The 19209-nt window shown below is 63.4% G+C and carries 15 protein-coding genes; 11 read left to right on the forward strand and 4 right to left on the reverse strand.

The window, feature by feature from the left end:
• Positions 1–730: 730 nt before the first annotated feature.
• The 3 genes from ACOYYX_RS15180 to ACOYYX_RS15190 all read left to right on the forward strand — a co-directional run bounded on the left by ACOYYX_RS15180 (position 731) and on the right by ACOYYX_RS15190 (position 3997).
• Entirely contained in the window at positions 731–1792 is a 1062-nt protein-coding gene (locus tag ACOYYX_RS15180; protein ID WP_422930752.1) for a DUF1559 domain-containing protein, read from the forward strand.
• A gap of 159 nt (positions 1793–1951) precedes the next feature.
• Positions 1952–2455 carry a hypothetical protein gene (locus tag ACOYYX_RS15185; protein WP_422930753.1) on the forward strand — a complete coding sequence of 168 codons (504 nt, stop codon included), beginning with the start codon at positions 1952–1954 and terminating at the stop codon, positions 2453–2455.
• 312 nt (positions 2456–2767) lie between these two features.
• Positions 2768–3997, forward strand: coding sequence for a DUF362 domain-containing protein (locus ACOYYX_RS15190; RefSeq protein ID WP_422930754.1), 1230 nt, complete (start codon positions 2768–2770; stop codon positions 3995–3997).
• 107 nt (positions 3998–4104) lie between these two features.
• Here the strand turns inward: ACOYYX_RS15190 and ppk1 are convergent, their stop codons facing one another.
• A complete protein-coding gene (gene ppk1 / locus ACOYYX_RS15195; RefSeq protein WP_422930755.1) occupies positions 4105–6297 on the reverse strand; it encodes a polyphosphate kinase 1 in 2193 nt (730 codons plus the stop codon).
• A gap of 44 nt (positions 6298–6341) precedes the next feature.
• Positions 6342–7220 (reverse strand): deoxyribonuclease IV, encoded by an 879-nt coding sequence (locus tag ACOYYX_RS15200; protein WP_422930756.1) that lies wholly within the window; start codon positions 7218–7220, stop codon positions 6342–6344.
• Positions 7221–7362: 142 nt separating this feature from the next.
• Here ACOYYX_RS15200 and ACOYYX_RS15205 point away from each other — a divergent pair, with 142 nt between their 5' ends.
• Complete coding sequence (locus ACOYYX_RS15205; RefSeq protein ID WP_422930757.1) at positions 7363–7830, forward strand: hypothetical protein; 468 nt, start codon at positions 7363–7365, stop codon at positions 7828–7830.
• A gap of 115 nt (positions 7831–7945) precedes the next feature.
• Here ACOYYX_RS15205 and ACOYYX_RS15210 read toward each other — a convergent pair whose 3' ends face one another.
• Positions 7946–8650 carry an RraA family protein gene (locus ACOYYX_RS15210; protein ID WP_422930758.1) on the reverse strand — a complete coding sequence of 235 codons (705 nt, stop codon included), beginning with the start codon at positions 8648–8650 and terminating at the stop codon, positions 7946–7948.
• Positions 8651–8759: 109 nt separating this feature from the next.
• Positions 8760–10577 carry a MutS-related protein gene (locus tag ACOYYX_RS15215; RefSeq protein WP_422930759.1) on the reverse strand — a complete coding sequence of 606 codons (1818 nt, stop codon included), beginning with the start codon at positions 10575–10577 and terminating at the stop codon, positions 8760–8762.
• A 345-nt stretch (positions 10578–10922) separates the two neighbouring features.
• Here ACOYYX_RS15215 and gcvT point away from each other — a divergent pair, with 345 nt between their 5' ends.
• The 7 genes from gcvT (at position 10923) to ACOYYX_RS15250 (ending at position 18868) form a co-directional block, all read left to right on the forward strand.
• A complete protein-coding gene (gene gcvT, locus ACOYYX_RS15220) occupies positions 10923–12026 on the forward strand; it encodes a glycine cleavage system aminomethyltransferase GcvT (RefSeq protein ID WP_422930760.1) in 1104 nt (367 codons plus the stop codon).
• A gap of 59 nt (positions 12027–12085) precedes the next feature.
• Positions 12086–12472, forward strand: a complete 387-nt coding sequence (gene gcvH / locus ACOYYX_RS15225; protein ID WP_422930761.1) for a glycine cleavage system protein GcvH — start codon at positions 12086–12088, stop codon at positions 12470–12472.
• A gap of 194 nt (positions 12473–12666) precedes the next feature.
• A complete protein-coding gene (gene gcvPA, locus ACOYYX_RS15230) occupies positions 12667–14019 on the forward strand; it encodes an aminomethyl-transferring glycine dehydrogenase subunit GcvPA (protein WP_422930762.1) in 1353 nt (450 codons plus the stop codon).
• A 110-nt stretch (positions 14020–14129) separates the two neighbouring features.
• Positions 14130–15608 (forward strand): aminomethyl-transferring glycine dehydrogenase subunit GcvPB, encoded by a 1479-nt coding sequence (gene gcvPB / locus ACOYYX_RS15235; RefSeq protein WP_422931628.1) that lies wholly within the window; start codon positions 14130–14132, stop codon positions 15606–15608.
• A gap of 114 nt (positions 15609–15722) precedes the next feature.
• Complete coding sequence (locus ACOYYX_RS15240) at positions 15723–16484, forward strand: ABC transporter ATP-binding protein (protein WP_422930763.1); 762 nt, start codon at positions 15723–15725, stop codon at positions 16482–16484.
• A gap of 1 nt (position 16485) precedes the next feature.
• On the forward strand, positions 16486–18114 hold the full coding sequence (locus ACOYYX_RS15245; protein WP_422930764.1) for a putative ABC exporter domain-containing protein: 1629 nt from the start codon (positions 16486–16488) through the stop codon (positions 18112–18114).
• A gap of 10 nt (positions 18115–18124) precedes the next feature.
• Positions 18125–18868, forward strand: coding sequence for a lipoate--protein ligase family protein (locus tag ACOYYX_RS15250; protein ID WP_422930765.1), 744 nt, complete (start codon positions 18125–18127; stop codon positions 18866–18868).
• The last annotated feature ends 341 nt before the right edge of the window (positions 18869–19209 follow it).

Below are 19209 nucleotides of genomic sequence, written 5' to 3' on the forward strand. Positions count from 1 at the left end.
GTCCCAGGGTCAAAGACTGGCCAGTGAAGAGGACAGGTGGCATATTCTAATTCATTCAGTGACGGATTCTCATTCTGGCCGACGTTAGCAAGGTCGATGAATTCGTTCGATCAAAACGAGGTCGATTGCCTCATTTTGGAGCCGGGACCGAATGAAGGCGTAGAGGATTGGCCTCGGATTCTCCGCGGAAATATCGTGTTCAGCGCTTCGAGCGGCCAAGAGTCGCGTGAATTTTCATACCTTTGTAAAGAACTTCGAAGAATTCCGGGGCAGGCGCGACTCAGGGCCCGGGAGTTGCAGCTTAAGCAATGCGTACTTGACCAAATGCTTCTCGGTCTCTCGGCCAAATCTCCTCTCCGCGAAGACCGTGAAATATTGGTGAGAGTTCCTGTCACACAGATGCGATCTAGACATTCAGGAACTCCTGAGGGCGAGTGAGCCGACAATCAAGTCGGAGTAACTGGCCCGCAAAGTCCTGGTCCTGTTCCGGCAGAGGTCACGCACTTTCTTACTTTGCCGGCACGTCTCCTTTCGTCTGCAGTAGAACATCTAATTCGGTTTCGACGGATTTCGTCAGCGCGGTTCGCGGGTGCAAAGCTGTATTGATCATTGGATCAATCGGCCGTGTCGGCATGCCTCGTGGATTTGGCGCAATGCGTCTCATCTGACGGGCGAGGACCGGCTGGGAGTTCTCACGTCTTCCTCACTTCATTGAATCGGGAGTCATTCGATGGTTCTGAAAGCACGTCGGGGAGTTCGATCGGGCTTTACCTTGATCGAACTGTTGGTTGTGATCGCGATCATCGCCGTGTTGATTGCCCTGTTGCTGCCCGCGGTTCAGTCGGCTCGTGAAGCCGCTCGCCGTACCCAGTGCGTCAACAACCTCAAGCAGATCGGCCTCGCAGCTCACAACTACATCAGCACCAACGACATGTTCCCCCCCTCGGCTGTCAAGGGCGGTTGGGCCTTCACGGGCAACGGCATGACCTGGCGTGCTGCGATCCTGCAGCAGATGGAACTGGGCAACCAGTTCAACGCCATCAACTTCAGCCTCCAGCTCAACGAAAACCCCGGCCCGGCGCTGTTGACGGTCTGGTACATGACCTTCAACACCTTCCTCTGCCCCTCGGACGCCGATGGTCAGAGCCCTCCGGGCTTCGTCCCCTACGGCGACACCGGCACCTACTCGGTCGTCTCCCCGCCGGACCCCACGCGTATGTACGTCCCGATCTCGAACTACATGATGAGCTTCGGCGACAATTACGCGATCGGCAACCTGACGGCCACCGCCAATCCCTGGGAAACGCCGTACGGCACCCCCGCCGTCCCCCCGACCCCGCAGATCGGCCACGACGGCTTCTGGGGCACCAACACCAATGGTGGCCAGATGCGTGCCTTCGCCGACTATCGTGACGGCCGCACGGCCACGATCGCCTCGGTGACCGACGGTACCAGCAACACGATCTTCGTCGGCGAGAGCCTCGCCTCCGAAGACCCCAACAATGAAATGTGGGGCTTCACCGGTGGTGCCGCCGGCGTCACCGTCCCCCTCAACTGGAAGACCAACAAGCCCAAGACCGCCTGTGCCGACGGTGGTAGCTACGGCTCGAGCGACTGGAATTGCCGCTTCAGCTACGCCGCTCGCGGCTTCAAGAGCCGTCACCCCGGCGGTGCCAACTTCCTCTTCGCCGACGGCTCGGTCAAGTTCCTCAAGTCCTCGATCAGCCGCGTGACTTATGCCGCCCTCGGCAGCCGCAACGGTGGCGAAGTTGTGAGTTCCGACGCCTACTAATCAACATCGCAAAACTCATCCCAGGGGGGGACGACTGTCCCTCCCTGGGATTTCCTTTTCTCCTACTCATGCCCGTATCGAGACGTCGAAGGGGCTCCGGGACGACGAACCCGTCCCCTGACTCTGCAGTGTGGTCATCGTGGAGCGATAAGTCGACCTATGAACGTACGTGCTCTTGCTCTCCGGCTTTCTTGCTCTGTGCTCTTCGCGATCCCTGTCTTCATCGTCGCGGGTTGCGGCGACGACGGCTTGGGGACTCGTTATCCGGTCTCCGGGACGGTCACCTACAAGGGTGAGAAGGTCAAGAAGGCTACGATCACCTTCCACCCCAAGGTGGCCGAAGGTCGAGGCGCTTCCGGCGAGGTTGTCGACGGCCAGTATTCGTTGACGACGCAGACGCCCGGCGACGGAGCTTTCGCCGGTTCTTACAAGGTCACGGTGGACGATCGGCAGGTCGACAGCCAGAAAGTTGAAGCAGAATCGGCCGAACTCGCCAAGAAGCGCGGGGTGACCTACAACGCCATCCCCCAGGAACTCCAGATCAAGGCCACCAAGAAGGCCAAGGGCTCGCTTCCCGGCAAGTATCAGATCCCGCAGACGACCGACATCGAGAAGGACGTCAAGGCCGAGACCAACAAGATCGACATCGAGCTGAAGGACTGAGCGTCCTCCTCGCGTCGAACTGCGGCAAGTCGACGGGGCCGGACGAGTCGGCCTCGGGTTCAAATGTAGTCTGAAGCTTCTTGTCAACATCCCTGCGGATTCGACTCTCTCGAGAATTCTCCTCTCCGGCGATTCCGCCCGCGAGTATGCCGACCCGTGTATGTCCCCGGCTGTTCGCCGCGGGCATACACGACGCGGGGTCGAGCTAGGTCGTTCCGTAACGCGTCCAAGACGAAAGTCCCTTCTCGGCTCCTTCGATCCGGTCCGTCCTCGGCCCCATCGAAGCTTGACCAACGGATGGAGATTCGCAGCGTGAACCGTCAATATCCTTGCATGGGTATGAAGCGTCGCGAATTCCTCGCGGGTTTAGCGGCTTCAGTCCCTCTGATCGGTGGTGCCAGGTATGTCTCGGCACAGGCCCCGACCACAAAGTCCGACCTCGGGACCGCCTCCTTCCGCGAGAAGCTCGGCGTCCCCGGCCCCTATCCCGGCCGGGTCATCGAGGTCCGCAATAAGGAGATGATCAAGAACGGGGTCAAGAACCGCGACGCGATCAGCAAGTCCGTCTCCCAGGGCATGAAGAATCTGACGGGGGCCGATGAGGCCGTCGACGCCTGGCGCGCGTTCTTCGAACCCGGCGACGTGGTCGGCATCAAGGTCGTGCCCAACGGCTACCCGCTCGCCCACTCTTCCCCCGAGCTCATGCTCGAGGTCATCAATGGACTGAAGGCGGCCGGCGTCAAGACGAACGACATCTTCGTCTACGAGCGCTACCGCAGCGAGTTCATGCACGCCAAGATGCACGAGGCGGTCCCCGATGGAGTTCGCTGGGGTGCCCTGACGCCCGAAGGCGATGGCTCGCAGCTCATGATCGACTGGCCGTCGTGGCGGAATGACCCGGTTGCCGGTTACGACCGCGACGAATTTGTCGAGATGAACCTGATCAATCGCGGCAACGACCCCAAGGACGACCGCAACTATCGTTCACACCTGGGCCTGTTCATCACCAAGCGCGTCAACAAGCTGGTGATGTTGCCCGTCTTGAAGGATCATGGTTCGGCGGGCGTCACGGGCGCCCTCAAGAACATGAGCCACGGGTCGGTGAACAACGTCGCGCGATCGCACAGCACGCCCGACACCAACGCGTGTAATATGTTCATCCCCGAAGTGGTGAACCACCCGATCCTCAGGAAGAAGTGCGTCCTCCAGATCATGGACGGCATCCGAGGCATCTTCCAGAAGGGCCCGTTCGGGGTGAACCCCGAGTTCGCCTGGGAGTACAACGCCCTCTTCTTCGCCACCGACCCCGTGGCCATGGACCGGGTCGAGTGGAATATCATCGACGCCAAGCGGAAGGCCGAGAAGCTCCCGCCCGTCGCGGCGACCGGCAAGCTCGCCCTCGACCCGCTCGGGACCGAAGGCTTCGACGTGCGACAGCCGCAGCACATCACCATCGCCGCCGGCCTAGGGCTGGGGCGCGTCGATTTCCGCTCGCCACTCGGTCGTCGGCACTCGATCGAGCACCGCGTGGTCGAGGCCTGAGGCCTTCTCCGCCGGGCTGGGCAATGTGAAATCGAAAGGGCGGGCCGACTCCTCGAAAAGGAGTCGGCCCGCCCTTCGGCCTTATACCGATCGAGAGCCGAAGGCTCTCAGTGCTCGGGGTTGCGCTGCAATCCCATAACGGCGGGTCCGAGGGTCGCCGGGCGGATCGGGTCGGAACTCGACAGTTCCCGCGCCATGTTCTGGAACTCGACCTGGGAGCGGATTACTGGCTCCCCCGGGCGGGGCGGCGGGATCCTGCGGTAGGTCGCGTCGGATTGGAGTACGCGAGCCTTGACATTGTCCATGAGGACGACGCCGAGGATCCCCTCGACGATCCGATTCTGCAGCCGAGGGTCCTCGATCGGGAACATGATCTCGACGCGGCGACGGAAGTTCCTCGGCATCCAGTCGGCCGACGAGAGGAAGACCTCGGGGGCGTTGCCATTCTCGAAGTAGGCGATCCGGGAGTGCTCGAGGAACTTGTCGACCACGCTGATGACCCGGATGTTATCCGAGACGCCGGGGATCTGGGGCCGGAGGCAGCAGATGCCACGGACGATGAGGTCGATCTTCACCCCCGCTTGCGAGGCGGCGTAGAGTGCCTCGATAGCCCCCGGATCTACCAGTGAGTTCATCTTGGCGATGATGCGTGCCGGGAGGCCGGCCTCGGCGTGTTGTCGCTCGCGATCGATCAGGGCGACCAGTCGGTCGGCGAGGTGCATCGGGGCGACGATGAGCTTGTGCCAGGAGTGCCCTTGCGAGTACCCCGTCAGGAGGTTGAAGAGGGCGCTCGCATCCTCGCCAAATTGAGGACGACACGTGAAGAAGCTCATATCCGTGTAGAGGCGAGCGGTCGTCGGGTTGTAGTTCCCCGTACCGAGATGGACGTAACGTCGAATCCCGTCGTGATCGCGACGGACCACGAGGGCGGCCTTGCAGTGGGTCTTCAAACCCACCATGCCGTAGACGACGTGGACGCCAGCCTTCTGTAGGGCACGGGCCTTGACGATATTGTTCTCCTCGTCGAGGCGGGCCTGCAACTCGACGAGCGCCGTCACCTGCTTGCCGTTCTCGGCCGCGCGGGCGAGGGCGGTGATGATCGGGTTGTCGTCCGAGGTCCGGTAGAGCGTCTGCTTGATCGCCAGGACCTGGGGATCTTCCGAGGCCTGTTCGATGAACTGGATCACCGACCCGAACGATTCATAGGGGTGGTGGACCAGCAGGTCCTGCTCCCGGATCGCGGCGAAGATGTTGCTCCGGTTGGCGAGCGGCGCGACAACCTGGGGTTCGAACGGGGTCTCCTTGAGCTCCCGGAACCCTTCCAGCTTGTAGAGGGCCACCAGCGAGGTCAGATCCACCGGACCCGGGACGCGATAAACGTCGCGATCGTCGAGGTCGAGCGCGGGGGCCGTCTGGAGCTGGGCGAGGAAGCCTTCATCGGCGCGGTCGGAGATCTCGAGCCGGACTGCCGCCCCCCACTTCCGCATCCTCAGGTTTTCCTGGACGGTCGAGAGCAGGCTTCGGACCTCGGTCTCCTGGATCGTGAGGTCGCTATTCCTCGTCACCCGGAAGGCCACCCAGGCCGCAACCCTGAAGCCGCCGAAGAGGGCGTCGAGCCTCGGCCCGATCACGTCCTCGAGCAGCACGAACCGGCGATGACCTCCCCCCTCGTCGGGGAGCGGCACGAGCCGACTCAGGACCGAGGGGACCTGCAAGACCGCATACAACTGCCTGGGAGGATCTTGACCTATGGTTTCGAGGCGTAAAATTAAGTTCAGGCTTTTATTATGAAGATGCGGGAAGGGGTGCGCGGGGTCGATGGCCAGCGGCGTGAGGACCGGATAAACCTGGCTGTCGAAATAATGGTCGAGGAACGCATTTTGAGTCGGCGACAAGCCGGCCGGCTCGCAGACATGGATATTGTGCTCGCTCAGGGCGGGCCTGATCACGGACCACCAGGTGTCATACTGCCTCGATACGAACTCGTGAGCCCGGCGGGCGATCTCCGTCAGCTGGGTGAGCGGACCCATTCCGTCGGGCGGGGCGTCCTGCGGCTCGAGATTGTCATAGAGCTGCGCCTGCAGGCCAGCCACTCGCACCTCGAAGAACTCGTCGAGGTTCGAGGCGCTGATGGCGAGGAATCGCAACCGTTCGAGGAGCGGATTCGAGGGGTCGCGAGCCTCCTCGAGCACCCGCTCGTTGAATTCGAGCCAGCTCAGTTCTCGGTTGATGTAGTGGCTGGGATCGAGGCCGGTTTGCGGTGTGAACGGGCCGACGCCGTTGAGTTGTGGATGGGACATGGCGGACCGGAGTTTCCTGGATCCCCACCCTTGTGAAAAATCCGTCAGGCCGAGGTGGAGGATCGCGTTACCAGCTCGCGAAGCACTCGGAGGTTCCGGGCGTCGAGCTCCTCGCCGTTCTCGTCCGTCCCCTTGGGCGTCTCCAGGATCATGGGGATCGATTGGAAACGGGGGTCGTTGACGATATTGCGGAAGGGCTCCAACCCCAGATGCCCCAGGCCGATCCCGGCGTGGCGATCGACCCGGCTTCCTCGCTCGCGCTGGCTGTCGTTGAGATGCCAAACCCGGACCCGAGCCACGCCGACTGCCCGGTCCAGTTCTTCCATCGTGGTATCGTACTCGTTGCGGGAGGCCAAGGGATACCCCGCCGCGAAAATATGGCACGAATCGAGGCAGACTCCCAGACGCTCCGGGGCCTTCACTCGCCCGATGATCGCCCCCAGGTGCTCGAAACGATGACCCAGGCAAGAGCCTTGCCCCGCCGTGGCCTCGAGATCGATCTTCACGGTGAAACCTTCGGTGCGTCCATGCACGACATCGATCCCTTCCGCGATCCTCTGAAGCCCCGCTTCCTCCCCAGATCCGGTGTGGGCGCCCGGGTGGATCACGAGGTCATGGATGCCAAGTGACTCGCAACGCTCAAGCTCAACCACTAACGCGTCGATCGATTTGTTCCAGAGGGCGTCGTCAGGACTGCCGAGGTTGATCAGATAAGAATTATGCGCGACCGGTGACGATACCTTCGACTGGCTCAGGGCGGACTTGAAGGCGTCGATCTGGGGATCGGTCAGTGGCGTGGCCTTCCACTGGTTGTTGTTCTTGGTGAAGAGCTGGACGGTGCCGAAACCGAAGGACGACGCCGAATTCACGGCCTTGTGATAGCCGCCGGCGATGGACATGTGGGCTCCGAATCTGTCGGTCATCGTCAAAATTCGCCCCGAAGGCCGCGGACTTTTCACGGATTCCCCACCAATCTCGAACGTTATCTTGCGGATGTCTCGACCCCGTACTTAGAATTGACCGGCATCCGCTCTCTTATTCTTCATGATCGGCGGGGACTGACCGATGGCCTTGATCATTTGGGGTGGCATCTTACCGGCCTGCCTCATCGCCGCCTGGTTCATCATCCGTCGCCCGGCGCGGCAGTTCGCCGAAGAGATGCACGTCGACCACGCGCGTGACCTCTTCCGCCTCCAGCGCGAATGGCTCGAGGCCCGCTTCCTGGGGGCCCTCGGCAAGATCGACCCGGAAGAACGGAACCGCTGGGAAGATGCAAGCTGGCAGAACGAGGTCCTCTGGGCCCGCGATCGCCAGACCCGCCGCCTCCTGGCTCTGATCGCCGTCCGCTTTGAGTCCGATCCCTTCGACGACCTAACAGACTCTCACCCACGGCACGCCACGGCCCTGTTCGAGTTCCGCAAAGGCCGCTGGGTCGCCGAGGGCAAGCGCATCGACGAAACCCGGCCGGACGAGGCCGTGCTCCGCAACCAACGGTTCGAGCCGGTGGTTGTCCATCCCCGCAGGGTTCTTTGAGCCAAAGATAGCCAGGCTCACTCGCCCTCGAATTTGGAACCCGTGAGCGGAATCAACGAAGAGCAGGCTCCCGAACATCGGGAGCCTGCTCTTTTTCATTGGCACTCGCGGGCTCTTACTCGTGCATCTCCGGCTTCATGGCCTTGCGAAGCTGGAGGTAGTGATTGAGGTCGAACGGCTCTTTCTTGCAGGCGTCCAGCACGGGCCGCTCGATCCGCTCGACTTCCTTGCAGGCGAGGGCGAGCCGGGGCGCCACGTCGTGCGGGATGAGGCAGACGCCGTGCTTGTCGGCATGGATCAGGTCACCCGGCTTGATCTCGACGCCGGCCAGGTGGACGGGCTTGCCGAAGTCGACGAGCCGGACGTAGGCATGGCTGACGCAAGGGTTCAGGCCGAAGAGTTGGAAGCCGAGGGCCTCGACCTCATCAAGGTCGCGAGGGCAGCCGTCAGTGATGTGACCCACGCAGCCGAGCTTCTTGTGGATCGCCGCAGTGACCTCACCGAACTGGGCGCCGAGGCCGGGCGGATTGTCGATGTCTTGCCCGATTGCAATCTTGGGGCCTGGCTGGGCGGCGACGTAGTTCAGGTATCCGTCGAGCAGGTCGGGAGTGACTTCCGTGGGCGGGACGGCGGAAGTCTTGGCCGTCACGGCATATCCGACGATCACGCCGAGATTGGGGAGCAGGCAACGGATTTGGTGGGGCAAGAAGCCGACGTGGCGCGGACGCACGTCGAACAGCTCGATCGCGTTGGAGATCGTCGGGGTATTGTAGTGCCGGAGCTCTTCGAGCTGGCTGGCGCTCAACAACGTGATGGACATGGAGTTTCGTTCCCAATCCCGGGAAGGAGAGAGCAGGTCGATTATGAAGGCCAGCGTACACGAAGAGAATTGCCCAGGCCAGATCGCTCGGGTCCCGGCTCGCGATTGGTCAGACCTCTAGCCCCACCGCTCTCATCAAGGCCAAGGCATTGCTCTTCCGGACGATCCCCGGGCGCATCCGGTAATCGAAGTGCATGATCCCCTCCTCGAACTGGTCCTCGAAGTGCACGTTGGTTGCGGTGTCGCCGATCGTCTCGACGACGTCGGTCAGTGCAAGGTCGTGGGTCGTCACAAGGCCGATCGCCCCTCGCTTCAGAAAGCCCTCGAGCAAACCCTCGGCCCCCACGCGGCGGTCATGCGAATTCGTTCCGTGCAGGATCTCGTCGAGCAGGAAGAGGAGCGGGAGCGGCCCTCGCGTCAGGTCGACGATCTGCTTGAGCCGCGTCACCTCGGCATAGAATCGCGACTTGCCGGCCTGGAGCGAATCCTGGATCCGCAAGGTCGCGCCGATCGAGAGCAAGGAAACCCGCAGCGACTTCGCACGCACGGGGGCACCCGCGAGCGCCAGGACCGTATTGCTTCCCACGGAACGCAGGAGCGTGCTCTTGCCCGACATATTGGAGCCGCTCACCAGGAGTAGTCGCTGGGCGTCGTCGAGCCTGACGTCGTTGCGGATGCAGACCTGGGCGGTGAGGAGGGGGTGTCCGACCTGCTCGGCCTCGAAGACGGCCCCCGTCGCCTCGATGGTCGGGAAGGGATCCTCGGCGTTCTCGTAGGAGTAAGTGGCGAAGGCCGCGAGGGCTTCGAATTCGCCGACCGCCGCGAGCCAGGGGCCGATGCTGCCGCCGTGACGGCCTCGCCAGGCGTCGATCACCACGGCGCACTGGATGCCCCAGAGGAGGAGCGCCGCGATCGGCAGGAACGCCTGATTCCGCTGGGCGTCGAGGATCGTCAGGAGCCTTGCCAGTTTGGAGATCACCTTCGAGGCCGGCTCGTGGTTGTTCTCGAGCGCCTGGCGGAGCTGGATCAACTTCGGCGAGGTGAACGTCTCCCTCTCGAGCCGCTGGAGCAGCGAGGATAGGAGCCTCAGGTCATTGGTTCGCTTCTCGAGATTGGCGAGGACTCGTAGGCAGGCCCCCGCCTGACTCCTGGCGAATGCCGCCTCCAGCAGGATCGCGAGGAAGATCCAGCGGCCGTTGATGAGTTCGAGCGACCACCAGGCCAGCGCCAGGATGGCGAAAGCGGAGATCAGGCCGGCGGCGAGCGGCACGGTGAATCCCCGGAATTGCCGGGGTTCTCGGCCCCAGACTTCCAGGACGGCCGGCTCGAGCCCCGCACGGACATCGCCGCCAAGCAACTCGAGGTCCTCCCGGAGGTCGAGCTTCGGCCTCAGCTCGGCGATCGCCGCCTGCCTCGCGAGGATCTCGTCCGCCGAGGCCGGGCTCAACAACCAGCGGGCGAGCGTCTCCTCGCCCGAGGCCGTCCGGGCCGTGCAGATCCGCTCGAACAGGGACCCGCGCCCGAAGAGGTCGAGGTCGGCGGCGTACGGGTGTTCGAGGTCCAGGAACCGGTCGCCTTGGACCCCCTTCCCCGCCCATTCGCCGTCGAGTCGGGCGAGGCCGCGCTCATAGAAGTCGGCCGCGCGACGCGCGTTCGACTCCCTGCGACGGACCCTCTCATGCACCACGACGAGCACTCCGAAGAGGCCGATCGGAAGGGCGATCCAGGTCGCCGAGACCTTTCCCATCCCCCAGATCAGGAACGCGAGGACGAGGCCCAGCACGAAGGCCCCCATCCGTGCTTCCGTGATCAGCCGTTCCCAGCGTGACAATTGATTAACTTTCGCGAGCCGGAGGGCCAGGCGTCTCTGATATTCGGATTTCGCGTCGGCGAGTACCGGGTTGACGTGGTGTTCCGTGATAGCCATCGAGGTTCCAACTCGCTATGGGTCCGTCGACGATCCAGCAGGAGTTTATCGCTGAATATCAACTCATATTGATTCTGTAAGGTGCGGCCTTTGCCGCCGATTCGCCCGCGTCGGATATATCATCGGATCTATCGACGGCGGGCCGATCAGGGTAGAAATCGTGAACGACCCGGCTTCCCCCGTCAATCCAGCCTTCCCGTGAGTTTTTCGTGTGGAGGGGCCGGATGACTCGCGACTTGCATGCGGCAACGGGTGTTGTCGCCGGAGGGTCCAAGTCTCTACAATAACGCCCTTCCAAATGGGACGCAGTCCACGAGAGGCTTCGCGACGCGAAGGGAATGATCGATGTCAGCCGAGGACCTGCTGAAGACCCCGCTGCACGACTGGCATCAGTCGCACGGAGGCAAGCTCGTCGACTTCGCGGGATGGTCGATGCCCGTCCAGTACACGAGCATCGTCGAGGAGCACACGGCGGTCCGCCAGCGCGTCGGGCTGTTCGACATCAGCCATATGGGCCGGCTCACCTTCGCCGGGGCGGATAGCCTCGACTGGCTCGAACGCCTGACCACGAACCACGTTGCCAAGCTGGCCCCCGGCCAGATCCAGTACAGCCTCATGGCCAACGGCGGCGGCGGCCTGATCGACGACATCCTCGTCTATCACCTGCCGCACGGCTATTCGGTCGTCTGCAACGCCTCCAACCGCGGGGCGGTCGTGGTTCAGCTCGAGCGACATCGCGAAGGGGTCCACGCCACGCTCGCCGACCGCACGGGCGACACCGCGATGATCGCCGTGCAGGGGCCCAAGGCGAAGGCGACCCTCCAGCCCCTATTCCCCGAGTCGCTCGACTCACTCAAGTATTACCACGCGACCATGGGTCGACTCTTCGGCTCCGTCGATTCGGTCATCAGCCGGACCGGATATACCGGCGAGGATGGCTTCGAGCTGATCGTCCCAGCCGACCACGCCGAGCGGGTCTGGACGTCGCTCCTGGAGTCGGGCAAGGCCCACGACATCATCCCTTGCGGCCTCGGCGCCCGGGACACGCTCCGGTTCGAGGCGGCCATGCCCCTCTACGGGCACGAGCTGACCGACACGATCAATCCCTACGCCGCGGGGGTCGGCTGGGCGGTCAAGCTGCAGAAGGGGGACTTCATCGGCCGCGATGCCATCGCCGCCTTCAAGGCGAATCCGGGGCTGACCCGCGTCGGGATCAAGCTCGAAGGTAAGCGTATCGCCCGGCAAGGCTCGATCGTCCGGCAAGGCGGGCAGGACATCGGCGTCGTCACGTCGGGGACTTTTGCCCCCACGCTGGGTCAGAGCCTCGCCATGGCCCTCGTCGACCCGGCCGCCGCGAAATCCGACGCGCCGATCTGCGTCGATGTCCGGGGCCGAGAGGAGCAGGCCGGGTTCGTGGCACTCCCCTTCTATCGTCGTTCCGATTCTTGAGGCTGCGACGGGTTGACACCCCTTCACTTCACCGCCAAACGAACAGGATCAGGCTGACAATGGATCCCAAGACCCTCAAATTCGCCCCTTCGCATGAATGGGTCCACCTCGACGGGGATGTGGCGACGATCGGGATCTCCCGGTTCGCCGTCGACCAGTTGACCGACCTCATCGTGATCGACCTCCCGGCCGTCGGGGCCAAGCTCACGCCGGGCAAGAGCTTCGGCGAGATCGAGAGCGTCAAGGCGGTCAGCGACCTCTACGCCCCGGTCTCCGGCGAGGTCGTAGAGGTCAATACGGCCGTGTCGAGCAACGTCCAGCTCCTGGCCGAAGACCCGTTCGACAAGGGCTGGCTGGTCAAGGTGCGCGTCGATGATCCGACCGCCCTCGAGAGCCTCCTCGACTACGACGCCTACGAGAAGAAGGTGGCCGAAGAGCCCCACTGATCGTCCCGCAGGAGGCGACGCCGGGCCTATCCACGGGCCGGCGTCGCCGGGAACCTTGCCGATCTCACCCCCCGGCGCATCTCATCAGAATCCCTCGATCGGAGGGGTTTCCCCCGGTTTTCTCCACTGGTTCGCAAGTCGTGATCGCCCAGGGCACATCGTGCTGTCCCGACGGCAATCACAGGGATTGAGTGATGGCTTATATCGCGAATACCCCCGACGACGTCCGCGTCATGCTCGGGACGCTCGGGCTCGAATCGATCGAGCAGCTCTTCAGTCACATCCCCGAGAAGCTCAGGCTCCAGCGCCCGCTCTCCGTCCCCCGGGCGCTCAGCGAGCTGGAACTGACCGAGGAAATCGGCGGCCTGCTCGCCCAGAACATCGGCGCCGACAAACGCCCCTGCTTCCTCGGGGGCGGCAGCTATGATCACTTCATTCCCGCCGTGGTCGACCAACTCTCGGGACGCGGCGAATACTTCACCGCCTACACGCCCTATCAGCCCGAGGCGAGCCAGGGGACCCTCCAGGCGACGTTCGAGTATCAGACCCTGATCACCGAACTGACCGGCCTGGACGTCTCGAATGCGAGCCTCTACGACGGCGGCTCCGCCGTGGCCGAGGCCGTCCTGATGGCCCTGTCGGTCACGAGGCGACTCGGCCGCGTGGTCATCGCCGGCACCGTGCATCCCGAGTACCGCCAGATCCTCGCCACGTACATGGCCAACCTCGAGCCCGAGCTCGTCGTGGTCCCGGATCAAGACGGTCAGATCAAGCCCGAGGAACTCGTCGCCGCCATCACCGATGACACGGCCGCGGTCATCCTCCAGTATCCCAACGTCTTCGGCCAGCTCGAAGACATCGAGACGCTCGTCAAGGCGGCCCACGACAAGGGGGCGCTGGCGATCGTGAGCGTCGACCCCGTCAGCCTCGGGCTCTTGCGAAGGCCCTCGACCTACGGTGCGGACATCGTCGTCGCCGAGGGACAAGGGCTTGGCAATCCCATGAGCTATGGCGGTCCCTATCTCGGGATCATGGCCTGCCGCGAGGAATACGTCCGCAAGATGCCCGGCCGCATCGTCGGCCAGACGACCGATCGAAACGGCAAGCGCTGCTGGGTACTGACGCTCCAGACGCGCGAACAGCACATTCGCCGCGAGAAGGCCACGTCGAACATCTGCACGAACCAGGGGTTGCTCGCCCTGCGTGCCAGCATCTATCTCGCCGCGATCGGCCCTCGAGGCCTGAGGCAGGTCGCTGAGCTCTCGATGCGGAAGGCCCACTACGCCGCCGAGCAACTCGCCGCGGTCCCCGGCCTCTCGCTCTCGCACCCGGGTCCCTTCTTCAAGGAGTTCGCGATCCGGACGAGCAAGGATCCCGGCAAGATCCTGGCCGAAGTCGGCCGCCTCGGCTACCACGGCGGGATCGCGCTCGGGCGGCTCGCCCCCGAATGGTCGGATCAGATCCTCATCGCCGTCACCGAGAAACGCTCGCGATCCGAGATCGACGGCCTGGTCGATGCCTATCGACGTGCCCTCGAGATCGTCTGATCTCCAACGATAATTCAGGCCGCCGGACCTCCCAGGCTGGAGCACGGCGGCGATCGATCGCGGCATTTCAACAAGACACGTCCGTGGCCAAGTTTCTCGGGAATGCGTCCATGTACAAGCTCCAAGCTCCCCCGCTCCTCTTCGAGTCGAGCCGTCCCGGCCGGGCCACGTCCTACCTGCCCGCCTCGGACGTCCCCGCTCGCCCGCTCGAGGACCTGATCCCCGCGCAGCATCTCGGCGGCGAAGCCCCTCCCCTGCCCGAGCTGAGCGAGCTCGACGTCGTCCGGCACTACACGAATCTCTCGACCCTGAACATGGCGATTGATTCGAACTTCTATCCTCTCGGCTCCTGCACGATGAAGTACAACCCGAGGCGCAACGAGCGCCTCGCGGCCTTCCCTGGGCTCGGTGCCCAGCATCCGTATCAGGATGAAAGCACCCTCCAGGGGCTCCTGGCGATCCTGTATGACCTCCAGCAGATCCTCGCCGAGATCGGCGGCCTCGACGCCGTGAGCCTCCAGCCGGCGGCCGGGGCCCAGGGTGAGCTGACGGCGCTCCTCGTAGCGGCGGCCTTCTTCCGCGATCGGAGCGAGGCGAGGACCAAGGTCCTTATCCCCGACAGCGCCCACGGCACCAACCCCGCCTCGGCCCAGCTCGCCGGCTTCGAAACCGTCACGATCAAGAGCGATGCGAGAGGCCTCGTCGATCTGAACGACTTCAAGGCGAAGCTCGACGATCAGGCCGCGGTGTTCATGATCACCAACCCGAACACGGTGGGGATCTTCGACCCGCAGGTGAGCGAGATCGCCGAGATGCTCCACGCCCGCGGTGCCCTGCTCTATCTCGATGGCGCCAACATGAACGCGATCCTCGGCGCCGTGCGGCCCGGCGACATGGGGGCCGACCTCATGCACTACAACCCGCACAAGACCTTCTCCGGACCGCACGGGGGCGGCGGACCCGGCGCGGGGCCGATCGCCGTCCGCAAGGACCTGGCGCCTTACCTCCCCACGCCGCTCGTCGCGAAGTCGGAAGACGGCACCTATCGCCTCGACTTCGACCGCCCGAAGACGATCGGGCGCGTGCGTTCCTTCTTCGGCAACACCGGGGTCCTCTTCCGAGCCTACTGTTATATCCGGAGCCAGGGGCCGGAAGGGCTCAAACGGATCTCCGAGCACGCCGTCTTGAATGCGAATTACTTGATGGCCCTCGTCCGAGACACCTTGCCCGTGCCGTTCGGCGAGACCTGCATGCACGAGTTCGTCGCCTCCGCGCGAGGCCTCGCCCGAGAGCGCGGGGTCCGGGCGATGGACATCGGCAAGCGGCTCATCGACCACAATATCCACGCCCCGACCGTGTATTTCCCGCTGATCGTCCCCGAAGCGTTGATGATCGAGCCGACCGAGACCGAGAGCCGCGAGACGCTGGAGAAATTCGCGGAGGTGCTTATCTCGATCGCCAAAGACGACCCGCAAACCCTGCACGACTCCCCCGTCAGCACGCCCATCTCCCGGCCCGACGAGGTGAAGGCGGCCAAGGTGCCGATCCTCAGGTGGACGCCCTCTGAGGTATCGTCCCCCGAAAAATAAGCGGACATTATTCGGACCTCCCTTGCTCGCGTATCCGAGAGCGGTCAGGCTGGACGATGCGCGAGGTTAAGGCACCCGTTCAAAGCAACCTTCGGCTTGGGAAAAGAGGCCGCCGTGTCGGTCGTGGTCGAGGATTTCCACAAGGTCTATGGCAGCACCGTCGCCGTGGCCGGCGTGAGCTTCCGCGTGGAGCCTGGCGAGATCCTCGGCCTCGTCGGGCCCAATGGCGCGGGCAAGACGTCGACCATGCGGGCCCTGGCGGGGATCCTGAACCCCACGCGTGGACGCATTCTCATCGATGGGCATGATCTGACTACGGATCCCGTCGCCGCCAAGTCGGTCCTCGCCTACGTGCCCGACAATCCGAACCTCTTCGCCACCCTCACGGTCTGGGAACACCTCCAGTTCGTGGCCAGCGTCTATCGGGTGCAAGACTGGGTCGAGCGAGCCGAAGGGCTACTGAGGCAATTCGACCTGCTCTCCTGTCGCGACGCTGTCTCGACCGAACTCTCGCGAGGGATGCGCCAGAAGGTCGCGATCGCCTGCGGCTACCTCCACGCCCCCAAAGTCATCCTGCTCGACGAACCGCTGACGGGCCTCGATCCGAGGGGGATCCGCACGATGCAGGACTCGATCCGCAAGCGAGCCTCCCAGGGATCGGCGGTGATGATCAGCTCTCACCTCCTCTCGCAGGTGGAGGGGCTCTGCTCGTCGATCCTGATCCTGCACAAGGGGCGGATGCTCATGCACGCCCGCCTTGATGCGTTGCAGCGGGAGCGGGACGCGAGCGGCCGGGAGGAGTCGCTCGAAGAGCTCTTCCTCCGGCTTACCGAGACGTCCGAGCATGCCGTGATGGCGCCTGGCTCGGGGGTGTAGGGTGGATCGCTCGCTCTGGCTCCTGATCCGGTTACGCGCCTTCGGCTGGATCCGACGCGTGAGGCGCAACCTGCTGAGCCCCAGGGGAGCGGCCCTGGCGTTCGTCGGCGTGCTCCTGCTCGTGCCGCTGATCGCCTCGATGTTCATCAGCCCCGCGATGCAGGGGAAGGCCCAGTTCCTCTTCTTCCGGCGGTTCGGCCCCCTGGCCGTGCTGGGATTTTGCCTACTCAGCGTCGTCCTGTCGAGCGACGAGCGAGCCCTCGCATTCTCGCCCGCGGAGATCGACTTCCTGTTCCCGGCCCCCTTCCAACGCAGGACGTTACTCGCCTATCGCATCGTCGTTTCGCTGGGCGTAGCCTGCGTCTCGGCGGCGTTCATGACGCTGGTCGTCGGGCGTCATGGAGGCTCGCTGCTCGCGAGCTTCGTTTCTCTCTTCCTGGCCACGGAACTGATCTACCTGATCACCCTGATCGTCGGGCTATTCTCGTCGGTGATCGACGAGACGACCTCGGGTCGTCGCCACGTCTCGCTGATCGTCGGCACGGCCTTGATCCTGGTGGTATTCGTCACCTGGGACCGTCAGTCGTTCGGCCTGGCCTCGGGGAATTCGCTCAGGAGGCTTGCTCGGTCGCCTGTCGTCAACGTCCTCAGCCTGCCGTTCCGGCCCTTCGTCAATGCCTTCACCTCGACGGCCCCCTGGCCGGAACTCGCGACGTGGTCGGCCATCGGGTTCGCCGAGGTCCTCACGTTGATCGGCATCCTGCTCATGATCGACGTCGACTCGTATGAGACCGTGACCAACGCCAACGCCCGCGACCTCGCTCGCCTGGAAGGTACCAGGATCCGCGGCCGACATCGGTCAAGCCGGATGGCGGCACTTCGCCCGGCGGGGGTACCATGGTGGGGAGGGATCGGCCCGAATTTCTGGAGGCACGGCCTCTTCATGCTCCGTCAGCCGGCTCGACTCCTGACCGTGGCGTCGCTCTTCCTCGTGTCGATGATTTCGATCTACGTGGCGATCAAAGGCGGGCGATACACGGCTCGTGGGCAAGAGTTCTGGCTGGCGGCCTCGGCCTTGATCCTCCATGCGATACTCTTCGGGCCTACGATCCTCGGACTCGACCTCCGGAGCGACAGCGAGTACATCGACGAACTCAAGTCACTGCCCATCCCACCGCTGCACATCGTCCTCGGTGAGCTGGCGACTCCCTGCGTGATCTTGATCCTGGGGCAGTGGTTTACCTTGGCGATCCTGGCTTTGATAATCCACCTCGGCCGCTGGCATATTATAGCGGTATCGCTGTTAATTGTTCCTGTGAACATTCTCTTTGTCGAGATCGAGAATTTATTCTTCCTCTGGTTCCCCATCCCACGGCCGATGGGGTTCACGCTCGACTTCCCGACGCTGGGACGACAGTTCATCCTGATCCTGGCGAGGCTTGCCTTCGTGACGACAATCCTAGTGGCTGCCGCGATGCTCGGTTGGGCGGCCTATTTCTCGTTCGGGCGAAACTGGACACTTGGTTTTGCGACAGCGTTGCTGGTCACGCTGGCCACGTGCGCGTCTCTGCTTCCGATGCTCACGTCCGCTTTCGTCAAGTTCGACGTGAGCCGAGGCTCACCGCTTTAAGGCTTTCATGATGCGTTGCCGACTCTTGCCCCACGAAGCGGCCGACGGCCCGATCAACATGGCGACAGACGAAGTCCTCTTGAATGAGGTCGCGGAATCGCCGGATCACGCGATCCTCCGGTTCTACTCCTGGACGATCCCCACGCTGAGCCTGGGCTATTTCCAGAGCCTTCGAGACGTCGAGGCCGACCCGAGGTGGAAGGACGTGGCGGTGGTCCGTCGCCTGACGGGAGGCGGTGCACTCTGGCATCATCATGAGATCACGTACGCGTTCATTGTGCCTACCACGCATCCACGCTCGGGGCGTGGCGGGCAACTCTACGAATGCATTCACGGCATCATCGCGCGAGTATTGCAGCAACATGGTCTCGACGCGCGGCGCCGCGGAGGGTACAACTCGATAAGCGAGGCCACGCGACCTTTTCTTTGCTTCAAGGATCGCGATCCAGAGGACCTGATCCTCGGGGGCGCGAAGGTCGTGGGCAGTGCCCAGCGAAGGCGAGCACGTGCGGTGTTGCAGCACGGCTCGTTGCTCCTCAGACATTCGGAAGCGACTCCGGAACTCCCGGGGGTTCGCGACCTGGCCGATTTGCACGATCGGGCGATGAACTGGCCCGTAGTGCTCGGTGACGCGATGATCGACAGCCTGGAACTTGAACCGGTACCGAGTGCCCTGAGCGATGTCGAAAGGCATCAAATCCAAGCCTGGTCCGATGCTGTCTACCGCAACCCTTCGTGGACGCGGCGAAAATAGCGTCGGCACCCGGATCGCAAGAAACACTCATCGGCAGTCGGCATCTCGCCGATTCGAAATCCAGGGGTAGTTCCGTGCGAACGTCTTGGAACTCGGACCGTTCTCGATAAAATTCAAGGTGTCCGAGTCTGGGAAGCGGTTTGATCTACGTTCGGCTCACGCGACAAGCCCAAGCCCGATTCTTTATTCCCCGGGCCTTGGAATTATTCGAAGCATGAACCGGGTGTTTACCGAGCCCTCCCTTTTGGTGAGGTCGATTCATCCTATTTATCGCGTTCTTACCCCGATCGCAGTCTTTAATGAGGTGCCCCACTTCGCAATAGATTGATGATGTCTCCGTC

Origin of the sequence: Singulisphaera chitinilytica, assembly GCF_049331405.1 — a bacterium.
GTDB lineage: Bacteria > Planctomycetota > Planctomycetia > Isosphaerales > Isosphaeraceae > PoT.

Coding starts and splice junctions, on each gene's coding strand:
- ACOYYX_RS15180 (WP_422930752.1), top strand. CDS start 731: ATGGTTCTGAAAGCACGTCGGGGAGTTCGATCGGGCTTTACCTTGATC.
- gcvPA (WP_422930762.1), top strand. CDS start 12,667: ATGGCTTATATCGCGAATACCCCCGACGACGTCCGCGTCATGCTCGGG.
- gcvPB (WP_422931628.1), top strand. CDS start 14,130: ATGTACAAGCTCCAAGCTCCCCCGCTCCTCTTCGAGTCGAGCCGTCCC.
- ACOYYX_RS15205 (WP_422930757.1), top strand. CDS start 7,363: ATGGCCTTGATCATTTGGGGTGGCATCTTACCGGCCTGCCTCATCGCC.
- ACOYYX_RS15200 (WP_422930756.1), bottom strand. CDS start 7,220: ATGACCGACAGATTCGGAGCCCACATGTCCATCGCCGGCGGCTATCAC.
- ACOYYX_RS15210 (WP_422930758.1), bottom strand. CDS start 8,650: ATGTCCATCACGTTGTTGAGCGCCAGCCAGCTCGAAGAGCTCCGGCAC.
- ppk1 (WP_422930755.1), bottom strand. CDS start 6,297: ATGTCCCATCCACAACTCAACGGCGTCGGCCCGTTCACACCGCAAACC.
- gcvH (WP_422930761.1), top strand. CDS start 12,086: ATGGATCCCAAGACCCTCAAATTCGCCCCTTCGCATGAATGGGTCCAC.
- gcvT (WP_422930760.1), top strand. CDS start 10,923: ATGTCAGCCGAGGACCTGCTGAAGACCCCGCTGCACGACTGGCATCAG.
- ACOYYX_RS15250 (WP_422930765.1), top strand. CDS start 18,125: ATGCGTTGCCGACTCTTGCCCCACGAAGCGGCCGACGGCCCGATCAAC.
- ACOYYX_RS15215 (WP_422930759.1), bottom strand. CDS start 10,577: ATGGCTATCACGGAACACCACGTCAACCCGGTACTCGCCGACGCGAAA.
- ACOYYX_RS15185 (WP_422930753.1), top strand. CDS start 1,952: ATGAACGTACGTGCTCTTGCTCTCCGGCTTTCTTGCTCTGTGCTCTTC.